This is a genomic window from Aliikangiella marina, from assembly GCF_007004765.1.
In the GTDB taxonomy this organism is placed as follows: domain Bacteria; phylum Pseudomonadota; class Gammaproteobacteria; order Enterobacterales; family Kangiellaceae; genus Aliikangiella; species Aliikangiella marina.
Genome location: NZ_VIKR01000002.1, coordinates 14,234 through 30,215 on the forward strand (window position 1 = coordinate 14,234; position 15,982 = coordinate 30,215).

16 protein-coding genes are annotated in these 15,982 nt (G+C 41.6%); 12 read left to right on the forward strand and 4 right to left on the reverse strand.

The genetic code is table 11. The features are described from left to right. Positions 1–114: 114 nt before the first annotated feature. From FLL45_RS06290 to FLL45_RS06300, 3 genes are all read left to right on the forward strand, one after another. Complete coding sequence (locus FLL45_RS06290) at positions 115–537, forward strand: rhodanese-like domain-containing protein (protein ID WP_142941183.1); 423 nt, start codon at positions 115–117, stop codon at positions 535–537. Between the two features lie 77 nt (positions 538–614). Beyond that, on the forward strand, positions 615–1,130 hold the full coding sequence (gene secB, locus FLL45_RS06295) for a protein-export chaperone SecB (RefSeq protein ID WP_142941184.1): 516 nt from the start codon (positions 615–617) through the stop codon (positions 1,128–1,130). A 10-nt stretch (positions 1,131–1,140) separates the two neighbouring features. Next, positions 1,141–2,154 carry an NAD(P)H-dependent glycerol-3-phosphate dehydrogenase gene (locus FLL45_RS06300; protein ID WP_142941185.1) on the forward strand — a complete coding sequence of 338 codons (1,014 nt, stop codon included), beginning with the start codon at positions 1,141–1,143 and terminating at the stop codon, positions 2,152–2,154. Positions 2,155–2,291: 137 nt separating this feature from the next. Here the strand turns inward: FLL45_RS06300 and trmL are convergent, their stop codons facing one another. The 4 genes from trmL to serA form a co-directional block, all read right to left on the reverse strand. Beyond that, positions 2,292–2,771, reverse strand: coding sequence for a tRNA (uridine(34)/cytosine(34)/5-carboxymethylaminomethyluridine(34)-2'-O)-methyltransferase TrmL (gene trmL, locus FLL45_RS06305; protein ID WP_142941186.1), 480 nt, complete (start codon positions 2,769–2,771; stop codon positions 2,292–2,294). Positions 2,772–2,914: 143 nt separating this feature from the next. Beyond that, on the reverse strand, positions 2,915–4,312 hold the full coding sequence (gene ntrC, locus FLL45_RS06310) for a nitrogen regulation protein NR(I) (RefSeq protein WP_142941187.1): 1,398 nt from the start codon (positions 4,310–4,312) through the stop codon (positions 2,915–2,917). Continuing rightward, on the reverse strand, positions 4,305–5,345 hold the full coding sequence (gene glnL / locus FLL45_RS06315; RefSeq protein WP_142941188.1) for a nitrogen regulation protein NR(II): 1,041 nt from the start codon (positions 5,343–5,345) through the stop codon (positions 4,305–4,307). Before glnL ends, ntrC begins: the two co-directional genes overlap by 8 nt. Before the next feature lie 258 nt (positions 5,346–5,603). Continuing rightward, positions 5,604–6,839, reverse strand: coding sequence for a phosphoglycerate dehydrogenase (gene serA, locus FLL45_RS06320; protein WP_142941189.1), 1,236 nt, complete (start codon positions 6,837–6,839; stop codon positions 5,604–5,606). A gap of 187 nt (positions 6,840–7,026) precedes the next feature. On the opposite strand from serA, the gene FLL45_RS06325 reads away from it, so the two are divergent. The 9 genes from FLL45_RS06325 to rfbB all read left to right on the forward strand — a co-directional run bounded on the left by FLL45_RS06325 (position 7,027) and on the right by rfbB (position 15,847). Then, positions 7,027–7,281: an acyl carrier protein gene (locus FLL45_RS06325; RefSeq protein WP_142941190.1), complete on the forward strand. Its 255-nt coding sequence runs from the start codon at positions 7,027–7,029 to the stop codon at positions 7,279–7,281. Between the two features lie 568 nt (positions 7,282–7,849). Beyond that, positions 7,850–8,467, forward strand: coding sequence for an XrtA/PEP-CTERM system exopolysaccharide export protein (locus FLL45_RS06330; protein WP_142941191.1), 618 nt, complete (start codon positions 7,850–7,852; stop codon positions 8,465–8,467). A gap of 14 nt (positions 8,468–8,481) precedes the next feature. Then, complete coding sequence (locus FLL45_RS06335; RefSeq protein WP_142941192.1) at positions 8,482–10,011, forward strand: XrtA system polysaccharide chain length determinant; 1,530 nt, start codon at positions 8,482–8,484, stop codon at positions 10,009–10,011. 4 nt (positions 10,012–10,015) lie between these two features. Continuing rightward, positions 10,016–10,840: a P-loop NTPase family protein gene (locus FLL45_RS06340; protein WP_142941193.1), complete on the forward strand. Its 825-nt coding sequence runs from the start codon at positions 10,016–10,018 to the stop codon at positions 10,838–10,840. A gap of 105 nt (positions 10,841–10,945) precedes the next feature. Continuing rightward, complete coding sequence (locus tag FLL45_RS06345) at positions 10,946–12,235, forward strand: hypothetical protein (protein ID WP_142941194.1); 1,290 nt, start codon at positions 10,946–10,948, stop codon at positions 12,233–12,235. A 32-nt stretch (positions 12,236–12,267) separates the two neighbouring features. Then, entirely contained in the window at positions 12,268–13,155 is an 888-nt protein-coding gene (rfbA, locus tag FLL45_RS06350) for a glucose-1-phosphate thymidylyltransferase RfbA (protein WP_142941195.1), read from the forward strand. A 123-nt stretch (positions 13,156–13,278) separates the two neighbouring features. Continuing rightward, the gene (gene rfbC / locus FLL45_RS06355; protein ID WP_142941196.1) at positions 13,279–13,827 is read left to right on the forward strand and encodes a dTDP-4-dehydrorhamnose 3,5-epimerase; all 549 of its coding nucleotides are present in this window, start codon (positions 13,279–13,281) and stop codon (positions 13,825–13,827) included. Positions 13,828–13,850: 23 nt separating this feature from the next. Next, the gene (gene rfbD, locus FLL45_RS06360; RefSeq protein ID WP_142941197.1) at positions 13,851–14,732 is read left to right on the forward strand and encodes a dTDP-4-dehydrorhamnose reductase; all 882 of its coding nucleotides are present in this window, start codon (positions 13,851–13,853) and stop codon (positions 14,730–14,732) included. Positions 14,733–14,758: 26 nt separating this feature from the next. Continuing rightward, entirely contained in the window at positions 14,759–15,847 is a 1,089-nt protein-coding gene (gene rfbB / locus FLL45_RS06365) for a dTDP-glucose 4,6-dehydratase (RefSeq protein ID WP_142941198.1), read from the forward strand. Positions 15,848–15,982 lie beyond the last annotated feature (135 nt).

The window sequence follows — 15,982 nt, forward strand, 5'->3', positions numbered from 1 at the left end:
CGAGTCATAGATCGCTCGTGGCACTCTGTGTATAATGCTCGGCCTTATACTAGCCGCATAAGCTTAGTTAAGTGGGGCTGGCGATAGATAGTTAGATAGTTTTAAAGGAAGGCAATGACAGAATTTACTCAATTTGCGATGAACAACGTAGCGCTTTTTGGTGCTTGGGTTGTTGTCGCGGTGCTACTATTGGCTGTTCAAGTGCGTCTGATGGCTCACGGGCCTAAATCAATAACCACCCAAATGTTAACTAATTATGTTAACCGAGATGAGGCTGTGGTTGTTGATATTCGAGGTCAGGGTGATTTCAGTAAAGGTCATATTCCCGGTGCCATCAATATGCCTTTGAGCCAATTAAAAGATAAAGCACGAGACCTTGAAAAATACAAAGACAAACCCATTATCATGGTTTGTGCCAATGGTATCCAAGTGGGTGGCGCATGCGAAACGCTTAGAAAAGAGGGTTTTGAGAACTTGCACAAACTCACCGGGGGCATGTCTTCGTGGACCGGAGACAATCTACCTGTCGTTAAGTAGTCGTCTGGGGTTACGCCTGATTAAACGAGAACTGACGAAAATAATTAACACTATAATTTGAAATAAAGAGAGACATCATGACCGATCAACAAGACGTAAATCCAGAAGCTGCAGGCGCTGAGGCACAGCAACAACCACAATTTTCAATCCAAAAGATCTACGTTAAAGATATTTCATTTGAAGCACCTAACTTGCCTGAAATGTTCAATATTGAATACAAACCTGAAGTAAAAATGGAAATGAATAGTAAGTCGCGCAAAGTGGCAGATGATATTTACGAGGTTGTATTGAGTATCACTTTAAGCGCAGAAGTATCAGAGAAAACTGCTTTCTTAGTCGAAGTTCAGCAAGCTGGATTATTTCTTATCAAGAACTTTAACGAACAACAAACTCATCAGTTATTGGGTGCAGCGGCGCCTGAGTCACTCTACCCTTATGTTCGTGAAACGATCGCGAGTTTAATTGGCCGTACTGGTTTCCCTGCAATTCAATTAACGCCGGTTAACTTCATGGGCTTGTATATGGAGAAAATGGCACAATTGCAACAGCAACAAGCTGGCGCTGAAAACTCAGGTTCAGAAACCGTCCAATAAGCTGAGTTGGATGACTGATATATTCAGCAAACCAATTGCGGTACTAGGGGCTGGCTCTTTTGGTACCGCGTTGGCTATTCTTCTCGCGCGAAATGGTAACCAAACGATTTTATGGGGAAGAGATCCCGAACAAGTCGCCGAGATAGATAAAAATCGACTCAATCTAAAATATCTTCCCGACGCACCACTACCTGATAATCTCCAAGTAACTGCGGATTTTGAAGCAGCTGTCATAGGCGCGCGCGATATATTGATTTCGACGCCGAGCCACGCGTTTTCAGATACTTTACGAGAACTGAAAAAACTCGACGATGGTGAGCGTCGGATCATATGGGCGTGCAAAGGTCTCGAGCCCGGTACCAGTGAATTTTTAGATACTCGGGTGGAAGAAGTTTTTGGTAAAGATAGACCCAAAGCGGTGTTATCGGGACCGACTTTCGCTAAAGAGTTGGCGATAGGCTCTCCAACAGCGATCACTATGGCGGTTGATGATGACAAACTCGCTTCAGAGCTTGGTCAACGTTTGATGAGTGATAGCTTTCGAGTTTATATGAGTAACGATTTAAAAGGCGTTCAATTTGGCGGGGCCTTTAAGAATATCGTTGCCATCGGTGCCGGTATTGCGGATGGTTTAGGTTTTGGTTCTAACGCGAGAACGGCGTTGATCACAAGAGGCTTAGCCGAAATGATGCGTATGGGAGAAAAGATTGGCGGTTCTCGCGAGACTTTCACAGGGATGGCAGGACTGGGTGATCTGGTGCTGACTTGCACTGACGACCAGTCTCGTAATCGTCGTTTTGGATTAGCCCTCGGGCGTGGTGCGAGTGCTGAACAAGCCGCGAGAGAGATAGGCCAGGTAGTGGAAGGTATGCGCAATACCAAAGAGGTCAAACGACTGGCGGACAAAGAGCAGGTCGATATGCCAGTTTGTCAGGCGATATACGATATTCTATACAATCAGCAAGATCCCAAAGTAGCGGCGAGAGCGCTGCTGACTCGAGCGATGAAAGTTGAAGGGGACTAAGCTTCGGCGATTAGCGACTTTTTCAATTCTAGTTTTTCGAATCAAACTCAATTAAAGGTTTGCCCTGCCCAAGTCAAGCATTCAAATTTCATCCTAACGAAGAGTGCTCACAGTAAGATAATGCATAGATGACTAAGTTACTCACTAGGTTGAAACGAGCCCTGATAGTCGAGTTGTCGCCAAGCTTCATAAACGAAAATAGCGACACTATTAGACAGGTTGAGACTACGACTATTTTCAATCATGGGTAGACGTAGGATTTGTTGTTCTTTTACGCTCGTTAAAACTGCTTCGGGCAGCCCGCGCGTTTCCGGACCAAATATTAGATAGTCCCCTGCGTTAAACTTAACATCAGCTGGACCTTGTTTTCCATTTGTTTCACAGCAAAACAGCGTTGCATTTTGATTTCTTTTAGCCTGAAAATCGGCAAAACTTTTATAAATGTTTACATCAGCAAACTCGTGATAATCAAGACCCGCTCTACGCATACGCTTATCGTCGAGCTCAAAGCCTAAGGGTTCTATCACGTGGAGCTTAAAGCCAGTGTTTGCACACAGTCGAATGATGTTACCGGTATTGGGGGGTATTTCTGGCTCGAAAAGAACGATGTTTAACATGATGATTTATGAGTTAAAATTCTGTGCGGAGTATTCTAACGACTAACCTATGCAGTGTCATCTTAGCTTAGTGGCAGAACAGTGCTATTTCTTCAGGCCTAAACATGTCCCTGATACTTTGGTTAACCGCTAACTTCATTAAACTAACTCTGTTTAAGTTTTCTGGTCAAAGTGTTACGTCCCCAGCCGAGCACTTTAGAGGCTTCCGCCTTTTTGCCCATTGTTGTTTCGAGGGCCGTTTTAATAATGATTTGTTCAAACTCATCTTGAATTTTTATAAAAGCTTCATGGTCGCCTTTTTGATATTCGTTCACTAATTTGTTCGCGAGAATGTTCTGCCATTGGACAGTAGGGATTTCTTTATTTTTTGCCGCTTGTAATTCTGGAGGTAAGTCTGCTGGAACGATTACTTGACTGTTGGCCATTACCGTTAGCCAACGACAGACGTTTTCAAGTTGCCTGACGTTACCCGGCCATTGGTAATTTTGTAATGCTTTTGATGCCTCTTCCGAGAGTTGTTTTTTCGGTTCGTCAATTTCCTGAGAAATCTTATCCAGGAAAAACTCCGAGAGCAGTGGTATGTCGCCACTTCGATTTCTAAGTGGTGGTAAATGTAATGGAATAACGTTTAGGCGATGATAAAGATCTTCTCTGAATTCACCTTTTTCAACTTTGTCGAGTAAGTTTTGGTGAGTGGCGGCAATTATTCTCACATCGACTTGAGTTGGCTGGGTCGAGCCAATTCGGTAAAAAGCCCCTTCTGATAATACTCGGAGTAATCGAGTTTGGGTTTCTAGTGGCATGTCACCAATTTCATCGAGGAATAGTGTCCCACCGTCGGCTTGTTCAAACCTTCCCATATAGCGTCCACTTGCTCCGGTGAATGCGCCTTTTTCGTGTCCAAATAGCTCAGATTCAATCAAATCTTTGGGGATAGCGGCCATGTTTAAAGCAATAAAGGGCTGTTCGTTGCGAGGGCTGTGTTGATGAAGCGCATTGGCAACTAGTTCTTTACCTGTCCCGGATTCTCCGTGTAATAAGACAGTGACCTGTGAATTAGACAGTCGGCCAATCGCTCGATAGAGGTCTTGCATTGCCGGAGATTCGCCAATAATAGAAAAACGTTTAACCGGTGGCGTGTCGTCAGCGCTTGGTGTCGCAACTTGCTTCGGCGTTAAGGCTCGCTCTACCGTTGCGGATACCTCGTCTAAATCAAAAGGTTTCGGTAAGTACTCAAAAGCACCACTTTGATATGCGCCTACGGCACTTTCAAGATCAGAGTGCGCTGTCATGATGATGACTGGCAGTTCTGGATAGTCGCGCTGACACTTGGCTAACAGTTCCATGCCGCTTTTACCCGACATACGAATATCAGACATGACCAAATCAAAAACCTGCCTCTCAAGCAGCGCAATAGCGCTTTCCGCTGAGCTAGTTTGGGTTACTTGGTGACCCATATCCTGAAGTAATTCATTGAGTACCCAACGAATACTGTCATCGTCATCAACTAATAATAATCGTTTACTGTGTTGATTAGTCATTCTCGTTCACTACCGGTAAGTAAAGGCTAAAGCAGGTATGCCCAGGTAAGTTTTCGACTTCAATGATGCCGCCGTGACGTTGAGCCAGTGATTGTGCAATGCTAAGGCCCAAACCACTGCTGTTTTTACCACTGATTGTGGGGAAAAAAATGTCCCTCTTTATGTTGTCTGGTATTCCATCTCCATCATCGATTACATCAATTCGGATAACTTGGCGGTGTTGTAATTTTCCAATCGTTTGCTGATGGAGTATACGTGTTCGTAATCTGACTTCCCCATGTTCGTCAGTGGCTTCCATCGCATTTTTAATTAGGTTCATGAGAGCTTGCTGTATTTGGCCGGCAGATACATTAATTTCTGGCAAGCTCGGATCATAATCTTTTACGATCTGTATCTTGTGGGATTGCTGCAACATCAACACATCAACAGCTTTGTCGATTATCTGATGTGGATTGATTTGGCTTTGAGCTTCGGGTTCTGCAGGCAGCAATAATCGACCGACTAGACTGCTTAATCGATCGGCTTCTTGGATTATAATTTGGGTGTATTTATTGGAGTATTCTGATGGCAATTTTCGCTCCATGAGCTGTGCCGCCCCCTTGATCCCGCCGAGTGGGTTTTTGATTTCATGGGCTAAATTGCGAATCAAATGATTACTGACGCGACTTTGTTGTTGTAGTTCCATATCTTTTCGAATATGCGCATGATGTTCACTGGTTTGCAGCTCCATGACGAGATATTCGATGCCGTCTTCTTCATAGTTGGATAGCATGACATTAGCAGTAACTATGCCAGTTGCTGTTTTGAGTTCCATTTCTTCGAGAAATGCGGTTTGTTGCTGGTGCGAAAACTGACTAATGAGTTTTGCGTCGAGGTCGCCGCGAATAAGATCGAAAAAGTTTTCGGACATGGCTTGGCGCCCTGAAAAGCCCAGAAGTTGCTCCGCAGATTGATTGAGATAGACAACCTGGTTTTGGGTATCAAGCATTACAATAGACGTGCCCAAGGTGTGCAGTGATGGTGCGATTGACATAATTAGATGGTTTAAATGATTAACCTTTTTGGTGATTTTAGCCGATGCAGTTGAATATTGCACCGAAATGGTGCGTTAAAATGCTAATAAGTACGATTTTTTAGTTATATCACCATATTTGGAACAGACTTTGGGAATCCGGTTTACGAGGTTGACTGACTATCTCGTCAAGATTGGTTCAAACGGGTCAATATAGCGACTAACAAAAGGCTTATTATGAGCCTTCCATTAGTCGCCTAATTCAAGCGAGTGCTTGCTTTAGTAGAGGATTCGGGTGCGCACTGTGCCCGGTATTTGTTTCAAGGCTTCGAATGCTTTGTCACTTGAGGTTTGGTCGATATCGGTTACCACATACCCGACTTGGTCCTTAGTCTGGAGGTATTGAGCGGCGATGTTGACATTGTTGCTCGAAAACATGTCGTTAATCCTTGCGAGAATTCCTGGCTCATTGTGGTGAATATGACAAATACGATGTTTACCTGAGTGGGAAGGAAGCGCAACTTCAGGGAAGTTCACAGCAGATAAAGTGGAGCCATTGTCGCTATATTTTACCAGCTTCTCACTCACTTCGATCCCGATGTTAGCTTGCGCTTCTTTGGTACTGCCACCGACGTGAGGAGTTAAAATCACGTTATCATACTGTCTTAGCGGTGAGACGAATTCCTCTTCATTTGACTTTGGTTCAACAGGAAAAACATCAATAGCGGCGCCTAAGACTTTTTTATTAGCTAACGCTTTATCAAGTGCGTCAATATCAACAACCGTACCGCGAGAAGCGTTAATCAAAATAGCACCATCTTTTAAGTGTTTGAAAGCAGTCTCGTCCATCATGTTTTTAGTTTGCGGCGTTTCTGGTACATGGAAACTCACCACATCCGAAGTCGCTAAGAGCTGTTGATAGCTCTCGGCAGCTCTGGCGTTACCTAATGATAATTTGTTTTCGATATCATAAAACTGAACTTTCATGCCGAGGTTTTCGGCAAGAATACCAATCTGGGTCCCAATATGCCCGTAACCCACTATCCCCAAAATTTTGCCGCGAGTCTCGAATGAGTTTTCGGCTGTTTTCAGCCATTCTCCACGATGTGCTGCGGCGTTTTTCGCCGGAATGCCACGAAGCAATAGAATCATTTGACCAAGTACGAGTTCGGCAACGCTGCGGGTGTTAGCAAATGGCGCATTAAATACCGGGATTCCTCGTGCTCGGGTTGCAGTGAGGTCTACTTGGTTGGTACCAATACAAAAACAGCCTATCGCCGCTAGCTTCGGGCTAAAATCAAGGAGTGCTTGGTTTACCTGGGTTCGTGAACGGATACCCAGAAAATGAGCATCGGAGAGAACGGTTTTTAGTTCCTCAACAGGAAGTGATTTGGCCGCAGTGACCACATTGGTGTAGCCATCATTGGCGAAAACCTTCTCTGCGCTGGGATGAATGCCTTCAAGAAGGACTATTTTGATGCGATTTTTATCAAAAGAAGTCGAATTTTCAGTCACCTTGGTGTCCTGATTGATATGCTGAGAAAAAAGTCCTCATAGGATAAGTAAAAAGCCTCTGGAATACTACCCGAAGCTACAAACCAATAGTTATTAACTCTCTCTATCGAGTCTCCATTAAAATTGGCAGTGCAAAGCGGCTTGGTTATTGATAGAATCGCGCCAATTTAAGCCAAAGACCCGATTTATGAGTAATCTAGAAGTTGCTGCTAGTATCAAGCAGTTGTTAATCGAAACGCTGTCTCTCGATTTGTCTGTCGACGATCTTTCCGAAGAGACACTTTTGCTAGGTGATATCCCTGAGTTTGACTCAATGGCGATTGTGTCAGTGATTACTGCTGTTGAGGAAAAATTTGGCTTTATGGCTGAGGACGACGATTTGTCTGCTGAGGTTTTTGAAACTGTTGGTAGTTTTATCGAGTTTGTTGAAGCCAGAGCTTGAGCGAGCTGCGGGTAGCTAAATCAAGAGATATCTCATTTGTGAATCTGGTCACCAAATGAGCAAATTAAGGTGGGACGGGGCGTCGTAAACTTGACAGTAAATGAGTCACTCGGTACCATTTTCAGGCTGAAAGTGCTCGGTTAAGCAAGCGAATAATCAAGCTTGAACGGGGCCCAGTACAGTACAATCTAATCAGGCTATAGCTTTTAAAGTGCTTAGGGAATAGCGAGTTGTAAAAAGGGAAGTGAGTTATAGCATCTAGAGAGCGGACTTTAACCCAGTCGAGCTCGTCACTTCCCCTTTTATAACCACAGTGAATGTAATCATAGTGAAAACCATTTCAAGTAGAGTATTCGAGCTTGGATGGGTGGTTTGTTTGTATATATTTTGTACAAGCAACAGAAAGTTTTTATAATACGGTCGAAAATCAAACAATTACAGCCATTTCAGGTGCAATGTGATAGTCTGACGGATGGAAGTTGGAATCATCGAAGGCAAAAGTTGTTTGAATAATAACTATTGAAAAACAATAAATTAACAGGTTTATGGACGGATATTGGTGGTAAATATGTTGAGAATCAATGCATTACTATTAGTCGTATTGTTAGCAGGATGCAGTCAAATTCCAGAGTCAGCGCGATATGCGCAAGAAGTCAGTGAAAATAAAACTTTGCTGGTTGATCAGTACTATATCGGCGTGGATGATATTGTGATTGTCAATGTTTGGAAAAACCCAGATTTATCAATTCAAGTTCCGGTAAGACCTGATGGTAAAATATCGGTACCTTTGGCTGGCGAAATCCTAGCGGGGGGCAAAACGCCAGTAGATGTAGCTGGTGAGATCACCAAAAAGTTATCTAAATTTATTCGCGATCCTCAAGTTTCAGTCATTCTCGGTGAGTTGCGAAGCCATGAGTATCTGTCTCGAGTGAGAGTAACCGGTGCGGTGCGTAATCCAATATCGATCAGTTTCCGACAAGGGATGACCGTATTAGATGTTGTGTTAGCTGCTGGGGGATTGAATGAATTTGCTTCTGCAAACGGAACAAAATTGTTTCGCCGGACTCAAGGTAATTTAGAGCAACTTGATATCGATTTAGCTGATATCTTATACAACGGTGAAATGGCTACTAACTACGCAATTCAGCCTGGTGACGTGTTGTCCATTCCGGAAAGAAACTTCTAAGGTAGATTAGGCTAATGAATACTCAGCTGGCATTTTATTTAAGACTCATAAGAAAGGAAGTTTGGTCTAATCGCAGGCTCGTGATCGCAGTCTATTTTATTACCTCAATGGCCTTTCTTGCGGCCGCTTGGATGTCGCCGAGAGTATTCACTTCTACCAGTGTTGTATTGGTTGATTCAAAATCTATCTTAAGTCCTCTCATGCAAGGTACAGCTGTCACTACTGAAGTCGAAGATAAAGCCCGCAGAGCGCGTCAAATCATCCTCAGTAAAAAATCAATTGATCAAGTTCTTGAGCTTGATGTTTGGAAAAAGACATTAGGTGATGATATCTCAGAGTTTACTCTTGAGGCCTATAACAAAATTATCAAAGCCAATACATCTGTTCAAAATGTTGGTAACAATCTGATTGAAATTAGTTACAGCGATTCGGATCCACAAAAGGCTTTTGAAACGGCAGATCTTTTTACAAAAGTGTTTGTCGACGGAAGTTTAGAAGCGAAGCAGGAAGAGAGTCGATCAGCTTTTGAGTTTATCGACAATCAAGTAGCGATTTATCAACAGCAACTACAAGCTGCAGAAAATGCGATAAAAGACTTTCGCTCACGTAATGTCGAGTCGACGCCGGGCGCGAAAGAGAATGCAAGTGAACGACTGGTTGAACTAAACACCGAACTTGAGGCTGCGGAGCTTGAAAAATCTGCTGAAGAGTCTTCGATATTAACTCGCCAAAAACAACTTCGAGGCGAAGGTAACGAAACAAATCGAGAAATCGAAAAAGAAACTACCTTAAGCACAAGAATTTCCGAACTCGAAAATCGTCGTGACGAGCTGCTATTGAATTACATGGAGACTTATCCCGATGTCGTTCAAATCAAACAACAAATAGAAACATTAAAAGCACAATTAGCCGAAGTGGTTCGCAAACGTGAAGAGGGACGCGGAAATGCTGGTGGAAAACCAACTGGTGTATTAGCCCAAGAACTGCGCCGTCAAATATTACTTTCTGAAAGTAAAATCACCACCTTAAACTCTCGAATTGAGCAGCTTAAGTCGCGTATAGAAAGAGAAAAGGAAACTCTCGAAAAAATTATCGCAGTAGAAGCGGAAATGTCGGAATTGACACGCGATTATACGATCAACCAAAACATGTATAACGACCTTTTAGCACAACGTGAAAATGCTCGGGTATCTATGAATATCGATATCGAAAACCAGGGCTTATCACTCAAGGTACAAGATCAAGCTTCGTTACCATTTACGCCTAAGGGCATTCGTTTTGCGCATATAATTCTCGCTGGATTGGTGATTAGCTTTATTATTCCCGCGTTATTAGTTTGGGGGCTCGCTGAGTTAGATCAGAAAGTTCGCAATCAGCTTTTCTTCAAAGAAACATTCCGAGTACCTGTTTTAGCATCGGTGTACAAAATTCCGTCGAGTGCTGAAAATAAAAAAGAAAAGCTAAAGTTAGTCGCTATGGTTATTACGGTGCTGTTAGTTTGGAGCATCTACGCCTATGCAATTTATTTAAGAAGATACGGGTGATTTCATGAGTACTCTTGAAAAAGCTTACCTCAAAGCGATGAAAATTTCTGAGGACGTTGAAGATCACGAGAAAAAACAACTGATCGAAGAAGCTTCGGAAAAGTTACCGCTAGTAACCAAAAAGAATTCTAAAGATCTTGCTGACTCCAGAACTGGGATTTCTCAGATGGAGCAAGCCAAGAATTTTACCCTCAAGGAATTACAGGATAAAAGTTTAATCTATCCTGGTATGAAGAACAGCACTTTACTTGATCGCTATCGTACTTTACGAACCAAGCTATTATCTTTATCGAGAGACCAGAATTTTGTTACTTTGGTTACTTCTGTTGTTCCCGAGTCTAATTCTCACCTTATTGCAGCGAACCTTGCTGCAACCTTTGCGTTAGATGAAGCCAAAACATCGATGCTTATTGAGTCAAATATTCGATACCCTCATTTAAACGATATTTTCGAGATGAGAGAGTCGCGAGGAATGATCGACTTTCTTGAGAACGAAGAGTGGGAAAGCGGTGAAGTTTTGTATAAAACGGGAATTCCTCGATTAAGATTTGTGCCAAGCGGTTTACCACGAGAAAACTCGGCAGAATATTTTACAACTGACAAGATGAGTCATTTTGTTCGAGAGTTGGTTGGTCGATATCCCGATCGTTACCCCATTATTAATGCGCCGAGTATTGAAGATTCAGCAGACACCCGAATCTTAATAGAGCTATGTGATATGGTCGTTCTGGTTGTTCCATACGGCAAATGCTCTGATGAAGAAGTGATGCAGGCATGTCTTGCAATCGGGGAAGATAAACTCGCTGGGGTCGTTCTCGACGAGTTCTAAACTTGATAGGAAGTCATGAAAAAGGATTTAAGTCCAATAAGAACAAAAACAAAATTGGCATCATTCATAAACTTTTTGAGTTGTTTTGTTTTAGTACTGACATTTTTGGTTAGTACTTCCCTACGTGCCGCGCAATACAATTACTCTATCATCACCCAAGTAGAAGATAGTAACAATATTTCCGGACAATTGGACGGAGAAGAGGGTGAGGCTTATTCGCTCGGTTTAAATTTTGGATTAGATTCTTTTCAGCTCAGAGAATGGGATATTGATCTTGCTGGTCAAGTGTCAAGTGTTGAATATTCCGATGATACATTACAAAATGAAGAGCTATATGACTTTCAGAGTTCTGTTCTATACAAACCTTTACAGTCCAAATTTACATTACTCACGTTATTAAATTATGGCCAAGTTCCTATCAATCGCTTCAGCACTCAAGAAGTCAATAACGTGCGAGATGAGCGGGTCGCGGTAATGCGCCCAAGGTACTACTTTTCTCTGAGTCCAACCGACCGTATCAATTTAGAATACACTTATTTTGATTATTACTTAGAAGAAACCGAACAAGTCATTTTCGGACAAAATAGTTCCAATGCAACTCAAAGTTTTTTAGTCAATTATGAAAAACAAGTTAATCCAACCAGTGCATTATCGCTAAACCTAAGAACTGCGATTACCGAGTATGAAGAGTCGGAGCAGAGTGCTATCGATTATGATCGTGATGATATATTTTTGCGTTGGGTAATGCGAGACGCAACCAATCAAATCCAGCTTGATTTAGGGCAATCAGAAATTGTTGACGACAACAATCAAGAACTAAACCAAGATCTTCAAGTTTTAACACTTACCAGACAAATCAATGTAAAAAACAATATCGAACTGGCTTATTCAAATAGTTTTAATAATCAGTTGGACACCAACCAAAATGCAAATACAGTCAATGTTAATCAGCAAAATGCGTTTGCACGAGTTCAAATTGTGGAAGAGTACTCTATTGGTTTTACTCACGATGACGCACTTTTTGATTTTACTTTAAGTTTTTCTGATGCGGAGATTGAGCAGTTCCAATCGGATGACGTTGAGAGAAGAAAGTTAGGCTCAATAGGAATTGATTATTCTTTAAACCGATTATTTAACAATGGAAGTCGCTCTAGTATACGCCTTAATTATATCAAAAGTGAAAGTGAATTTGATACCAACTTTACTTCGATAGCCGCTAACGAGATTGAAAATTATAGCGTGACTTTTAATTATGCTTTCTCGAGTAACTTTCAAATTTCACTTCAACACGCGACTAGAAATAGTATACAACTTAATGTTGATTCGACGACAAGTGAAATTGACACTGAATCAATTTTTTTAAATTTTATTTATTCAGATCGTGGAAGATTATAGAGTCTTCATGATTTATACAGTGAGTAGTAACAATGTCAAAACAAAGAAAAGGGATAATTCTTGCGGGTGGTAGCGGAACGCGCCTCCACCCTCTAACTCGGGTAGTCAGTAAGCAACTGATGCCGATTTATGATAAACCAATGGTTTATTATCCATTAGCGACCTTAATGCAGTCAGGTATTCGAGAAATTTTGTTGATTTCGACTCCGGAAGAATTGCCACGCTTCGAATCTTTACTTGGTGACGGAAGCTCGTTTGGACTGACTATCGAATATAAAGAACAGCCCTCACCAGATGGTCTCGCACAGGCATTCATACTCGCGGAAGAATTTTTAGATGGTGCGCCGGCAGCACTCGTATTGGGCGATAATATATTTTATGGACATTATTTAATGTCGACGTTACAGCGAGCCAATGCGAATACCCAAGGAGGCACCGTCTTCGGATATCATGTAGCCAACCCGAAAGCGTATGGTGTCGTTGAGTTTGACAAAGAAGGTAAAGTCATTTCAATCGAAGAAAAACCACAACAGCCTAAATCAAATTATGCAATTCCAGGAATTTATTTTTTCGATGATAGAGTTGTCGAGATTGCTAAAAATGTGAAACCTTCCGCTCGCGGGGAATTAGAAATTACTGATGTAATTGACCAATACCTTAAACTAGATGACCTTCGTGTAGAGCTTATGGGGCGCGGAACCGCTTGGCTTGATACCGGAACTCATGATGACCTATTGGCTGCTGCGCAATTTATAGCCACTATTGATAAACGGCAAGGACTGAAAGTTAACTGCCCAGAGGAAATCGCCTTTAGAAATGGCTGGATTAATTCAGATGATTTGAGAGCATTAGCCGAGCCATTGAATAAAAGCGGCTATGGTGCTTATTTATTGGGATTGCTTGAGTCTCAATCGATTTAAGGTTTGAATTAAACCGGGATTATTTTAAGTCTTTCTTTTGAAAGAGCGAGTGACGCTAAGATTGTGTTTTAATTTTGAGTTTTATTGACGAATAAAAAGACAATCGACTATTTAGGATTAGAAATGGAATTTATTGAAACTGAAATATCTGATGTAAAAATTTTAGTTCCACAAGTATTCGGGGATGAAAGGGGTTTTTTTATGGAAACCTATCGTCAAAGTGATTTCGCAAAACATTGCAGCGAAAAAGTTTTTGTGCAAGATAATCATAGCCGTTCAAACTTTGGAATTCTACGTGGTCTTCATTATCAAACCGAGAACACTCAAGGTAAACTAGTTCGAGTTACTCAAGGAGAAGTTTTCGATGTTGCTGTTGATTTACGTGAGTCTTCTAAAACCTTTGGTCGATACGTTGGGGTAGTACTTTCAGCTGAAAACAAGAAGCAAATGTGGGTTCCAGCTGGTTTTGCCCACGGTTTTTATGTAATGAGTGAAACCGCCGAATTTGTTTATAAGTGCAATGATTATTATGCGCCTGACTACGAAGTCTCAATTCGATGGGACGATCCCGAAATTGGTATCGATTGGCCAATAAGGGCGGGAACTAATCCACAGTTATCGGCAAAAGATGAGCAAGGACTTTCTTTTAAAGACGCGCCGAAGTTTGCCTGAAATGTATAGATTAAAAAGCTAATATGAAAATTCTTGTGATTGGAAAGAGTGGACAGGTTGCAAGCGAGCTTTTGAGGCTCGGCAATGATCAAATTAAAATTACTTGTCTCGGCAGAAAAGACATCGATTTATTTGATAAGCAGTCAATGACTGAGGCACTCGAGCAATTGAAATTTGATGTATTGATCAATGCTTCTGCCTATACCGCTGTCGATAAGGCTGAATCTGACCAAGAGGCTGCATTTGCTCTCAATGCGACCGTAGTAGGGTATTTGGCAAAATATTGTGCAGACAACAATGTTTATTTCCTGCATATATCCACTGATTTTGTATTTGATGGGAAGAAAAGTTCGCCTTATCAGATTGAGGACAACGTGAAGCCTATCGGTGTATATGGCGGTAGTAAAGCAGAAGGTGAACGCTTAGTTTGGAAGTTTAATGCTGCTAATAGTGCCGTTATCAGAACTTCATGGGTCTACTCTGTGATAGGCAATAACTTTGTCAAGACTATGCTGCGTCTTATGAATGACAAGCAAGAATTGGGTGTCGTTGGTGATCAGATTGGAAGCCCAACTAGCGCAAAGTATTTAGCGAGAACTTTAATTGAAATAGCGAAACAAAAATTAGTCGGAGTTTACCATTGGACCGATGCTGGTGTTGCAAGTTGGTATGACTTCGCAGTTGCGATACAAGAACTCGCAATAGAAAAAGGGTTACTTGAAAAAGCGATTCCAATTCGATCGATAGCGACAAGTGATTACCCGACACCTGCCGAAAGACCGAGTTATAGCGTTTTGGATAAATCTAAATTACTAGAAGATTGCCCAGGGTTAGGAATTGAACATTGGCGGGTAAGACTGAGTGAAATGATATCGGAATTAACCGGTATGTCCGGGTTAGATTAATTATTTTTGAGAAGTGAAGTATTGAAATGAAAAATATTCTGGTTACTGGTGGCGCGGGCTTTATTGGTGCTAACTTTGTGCATTATTGGATGGAAACCTATCCAGCGGATAAAGTTGTCGTCATCGACGCACTCACTTACGCTGGCAACAAAGCGAATTTAGCTCCTGTAATTAATAATGATAATTTTACTTTTTATCATGAAAATATTTGTTCATTTGAAAAAGTTTGCGAAATTATACGAAACAACAATATCGATACGATAGTTCATTTCGCGGCGGAAAGTCATGTTGATCGCTCAATAACCGGTCCGGATGAGTTTATTGAAACGAATATTATTGGTACTTATACATTACTCAAGGCAGCAAAGCAGCTATGGCTAGATGAGCCATTCATTGATTCGGTTAAACAGAATCACCGGTTCCATCATGTTTCTACTGATGAAGTTTACGGGACTTTATCTCCAACTGACCCAGCGTTTACTGAAGATACTGCTTATGCGCCTAATTCACCTTACTCCGCAAGTAAAGCATCGAGCGATCACTTGGTTCGAGCATACCATCATACTTATGGGCTGAATGTTACAACAAGCAATTGTTCCAATAATTACGGGCCTTATCATTTCCCAGAAAAACTCATTCCTTTGGTGATAACGAATATTCTGCAAGATAAGGAATTGCCCATTTATGGCGATGGACAACAAATTAGAGATTGGTTGTATGTTACCGATCACGCTTATGGAATTGACTTGGTATTAAACAAAGGTCGAATTGGAGAAAATTACAATATCGGCGGCAACAACGAATGGGCCAACATCGATATTGTTAAAGTGATTTGTGGCTTGGTGGACGAAGCATTTAAGAATGACACTTCACTTATAGAGCGTTTCCCAAAGGCGAGCTTTGCGAAAAATGGTAAGTCAGCTGAGTTAATAACTTATGTAACTGATAGGCCCGGTCATGATAGAAGGTATGCAATTGACCCCAATAAGTCATTTAAAGAGTTAGATTATCGTCCTAAAGAGTCTTTTGAAACAGGAATTAATAAGACGGTTGCTTGGTATTTAAGTAATCAAGGCTGGTGGCAAGCCGTTATGGATGGTAGTTACTTAAAGTAAGGTTTATTAATAAAGAAACAAGCTATAATCAACCGGCTGAAAAGTCGCTTGATTCTCAGAGTGAGTCGTAGGGACATGTTAGGAATTACTGTCGTTAAATCGATAGAATGTGAAGGAAACAAATCAGGGTTGTTG

Coding starts and splice junctions, on each gene's coding strand:
- FLL45_RS06290 (WP_142941183.1), top strand. CDS start 115: ATGACAGAATTTACTCAATTTGCGATGAACAACGTAGCGCTTTTTGGT.
- secB (WP_142941184.1), top strand. CDS start 615: ATGACCGATCAACAAGACGTAAATCCAGAAGCTGCAGGCGCTGAGGCA.
- FLL45_RS06300 (WP_142941185.1), top strand. CDS start 1,141: ATGACTGATATATTCAGCAAACCAATTGCGGTACTAGGGGCTGGCTCT.
- trmL (WP_142941186.1), bottom strand. CDS start 2,771: ATGTTAAACATCGTTCTTTTCGAGCCAGAAATACCCCCCAATACCGGT.
- ntrC (WP_142941187.1), bottom strand. CDS start 4,312: ATGACTAATCAACACAGTAAACGATTATTATTAGTTGATGACGATGAC.
- glnL (WP_142941188.1), bottom strand. CDS start 5,345: ATGTCAATCGCACCATCACTGCACACCTTGGGCACGTCTATTGTAATG.
- FLL45_RS06325 (WP_142941190.1), top strand. CDS start 7,027: ATGAGTAATCTAGAAGTTGCTGCTAGTATCAAGCAGTTGTTAATCGAA.
- FLL45_RS06330 (WP_142941191.1), top strand. CDS start 7,850: ATGTTGAGAATCAATGCATTACTATTAGTCGTATTGTTAGCAGGATGC.
- FLL45_RS06335 (WP_142941192.1), top strand. CDS start 8,482: ATGAATACTCAGCTGGCATTTTATTTAAGACTCATAAGAAAGGAAGTT.
- FLL45_RS06340 (WP_142941193.1), top strand. CDS start 10,016: ATGAGTACTCTTGAAAAAGCTTACCTCAAAGCGATGAAAATTTCTGAG.
- rfbA (WP_142941195.1), top strand. CDS start 12,268: ATGTCAAAACAAAGAAAAGGGATAATTCTTGCGGGTGGTAGCGGAACG.
- rfbC (WP_142941196.1), top strand. CDS start 13,279: ATGGAATTTATTGAAACTGAAATATCTGATGTAAAAATTTTAGTTCCA.
- rfbD (WP_142941197.1), top strand. CDS start 13,851: ATGAAAATTCTTGTGATTGGAAAGAGTGGACAGGTTGCAAGCGAGCTT.
- rfbB (WP_142941198.1), top strand. CDS start 14,759: ATGAAAAATATTCTGGTTACTGGTGGCGCGGGCTTTATTGGTGCTAAC.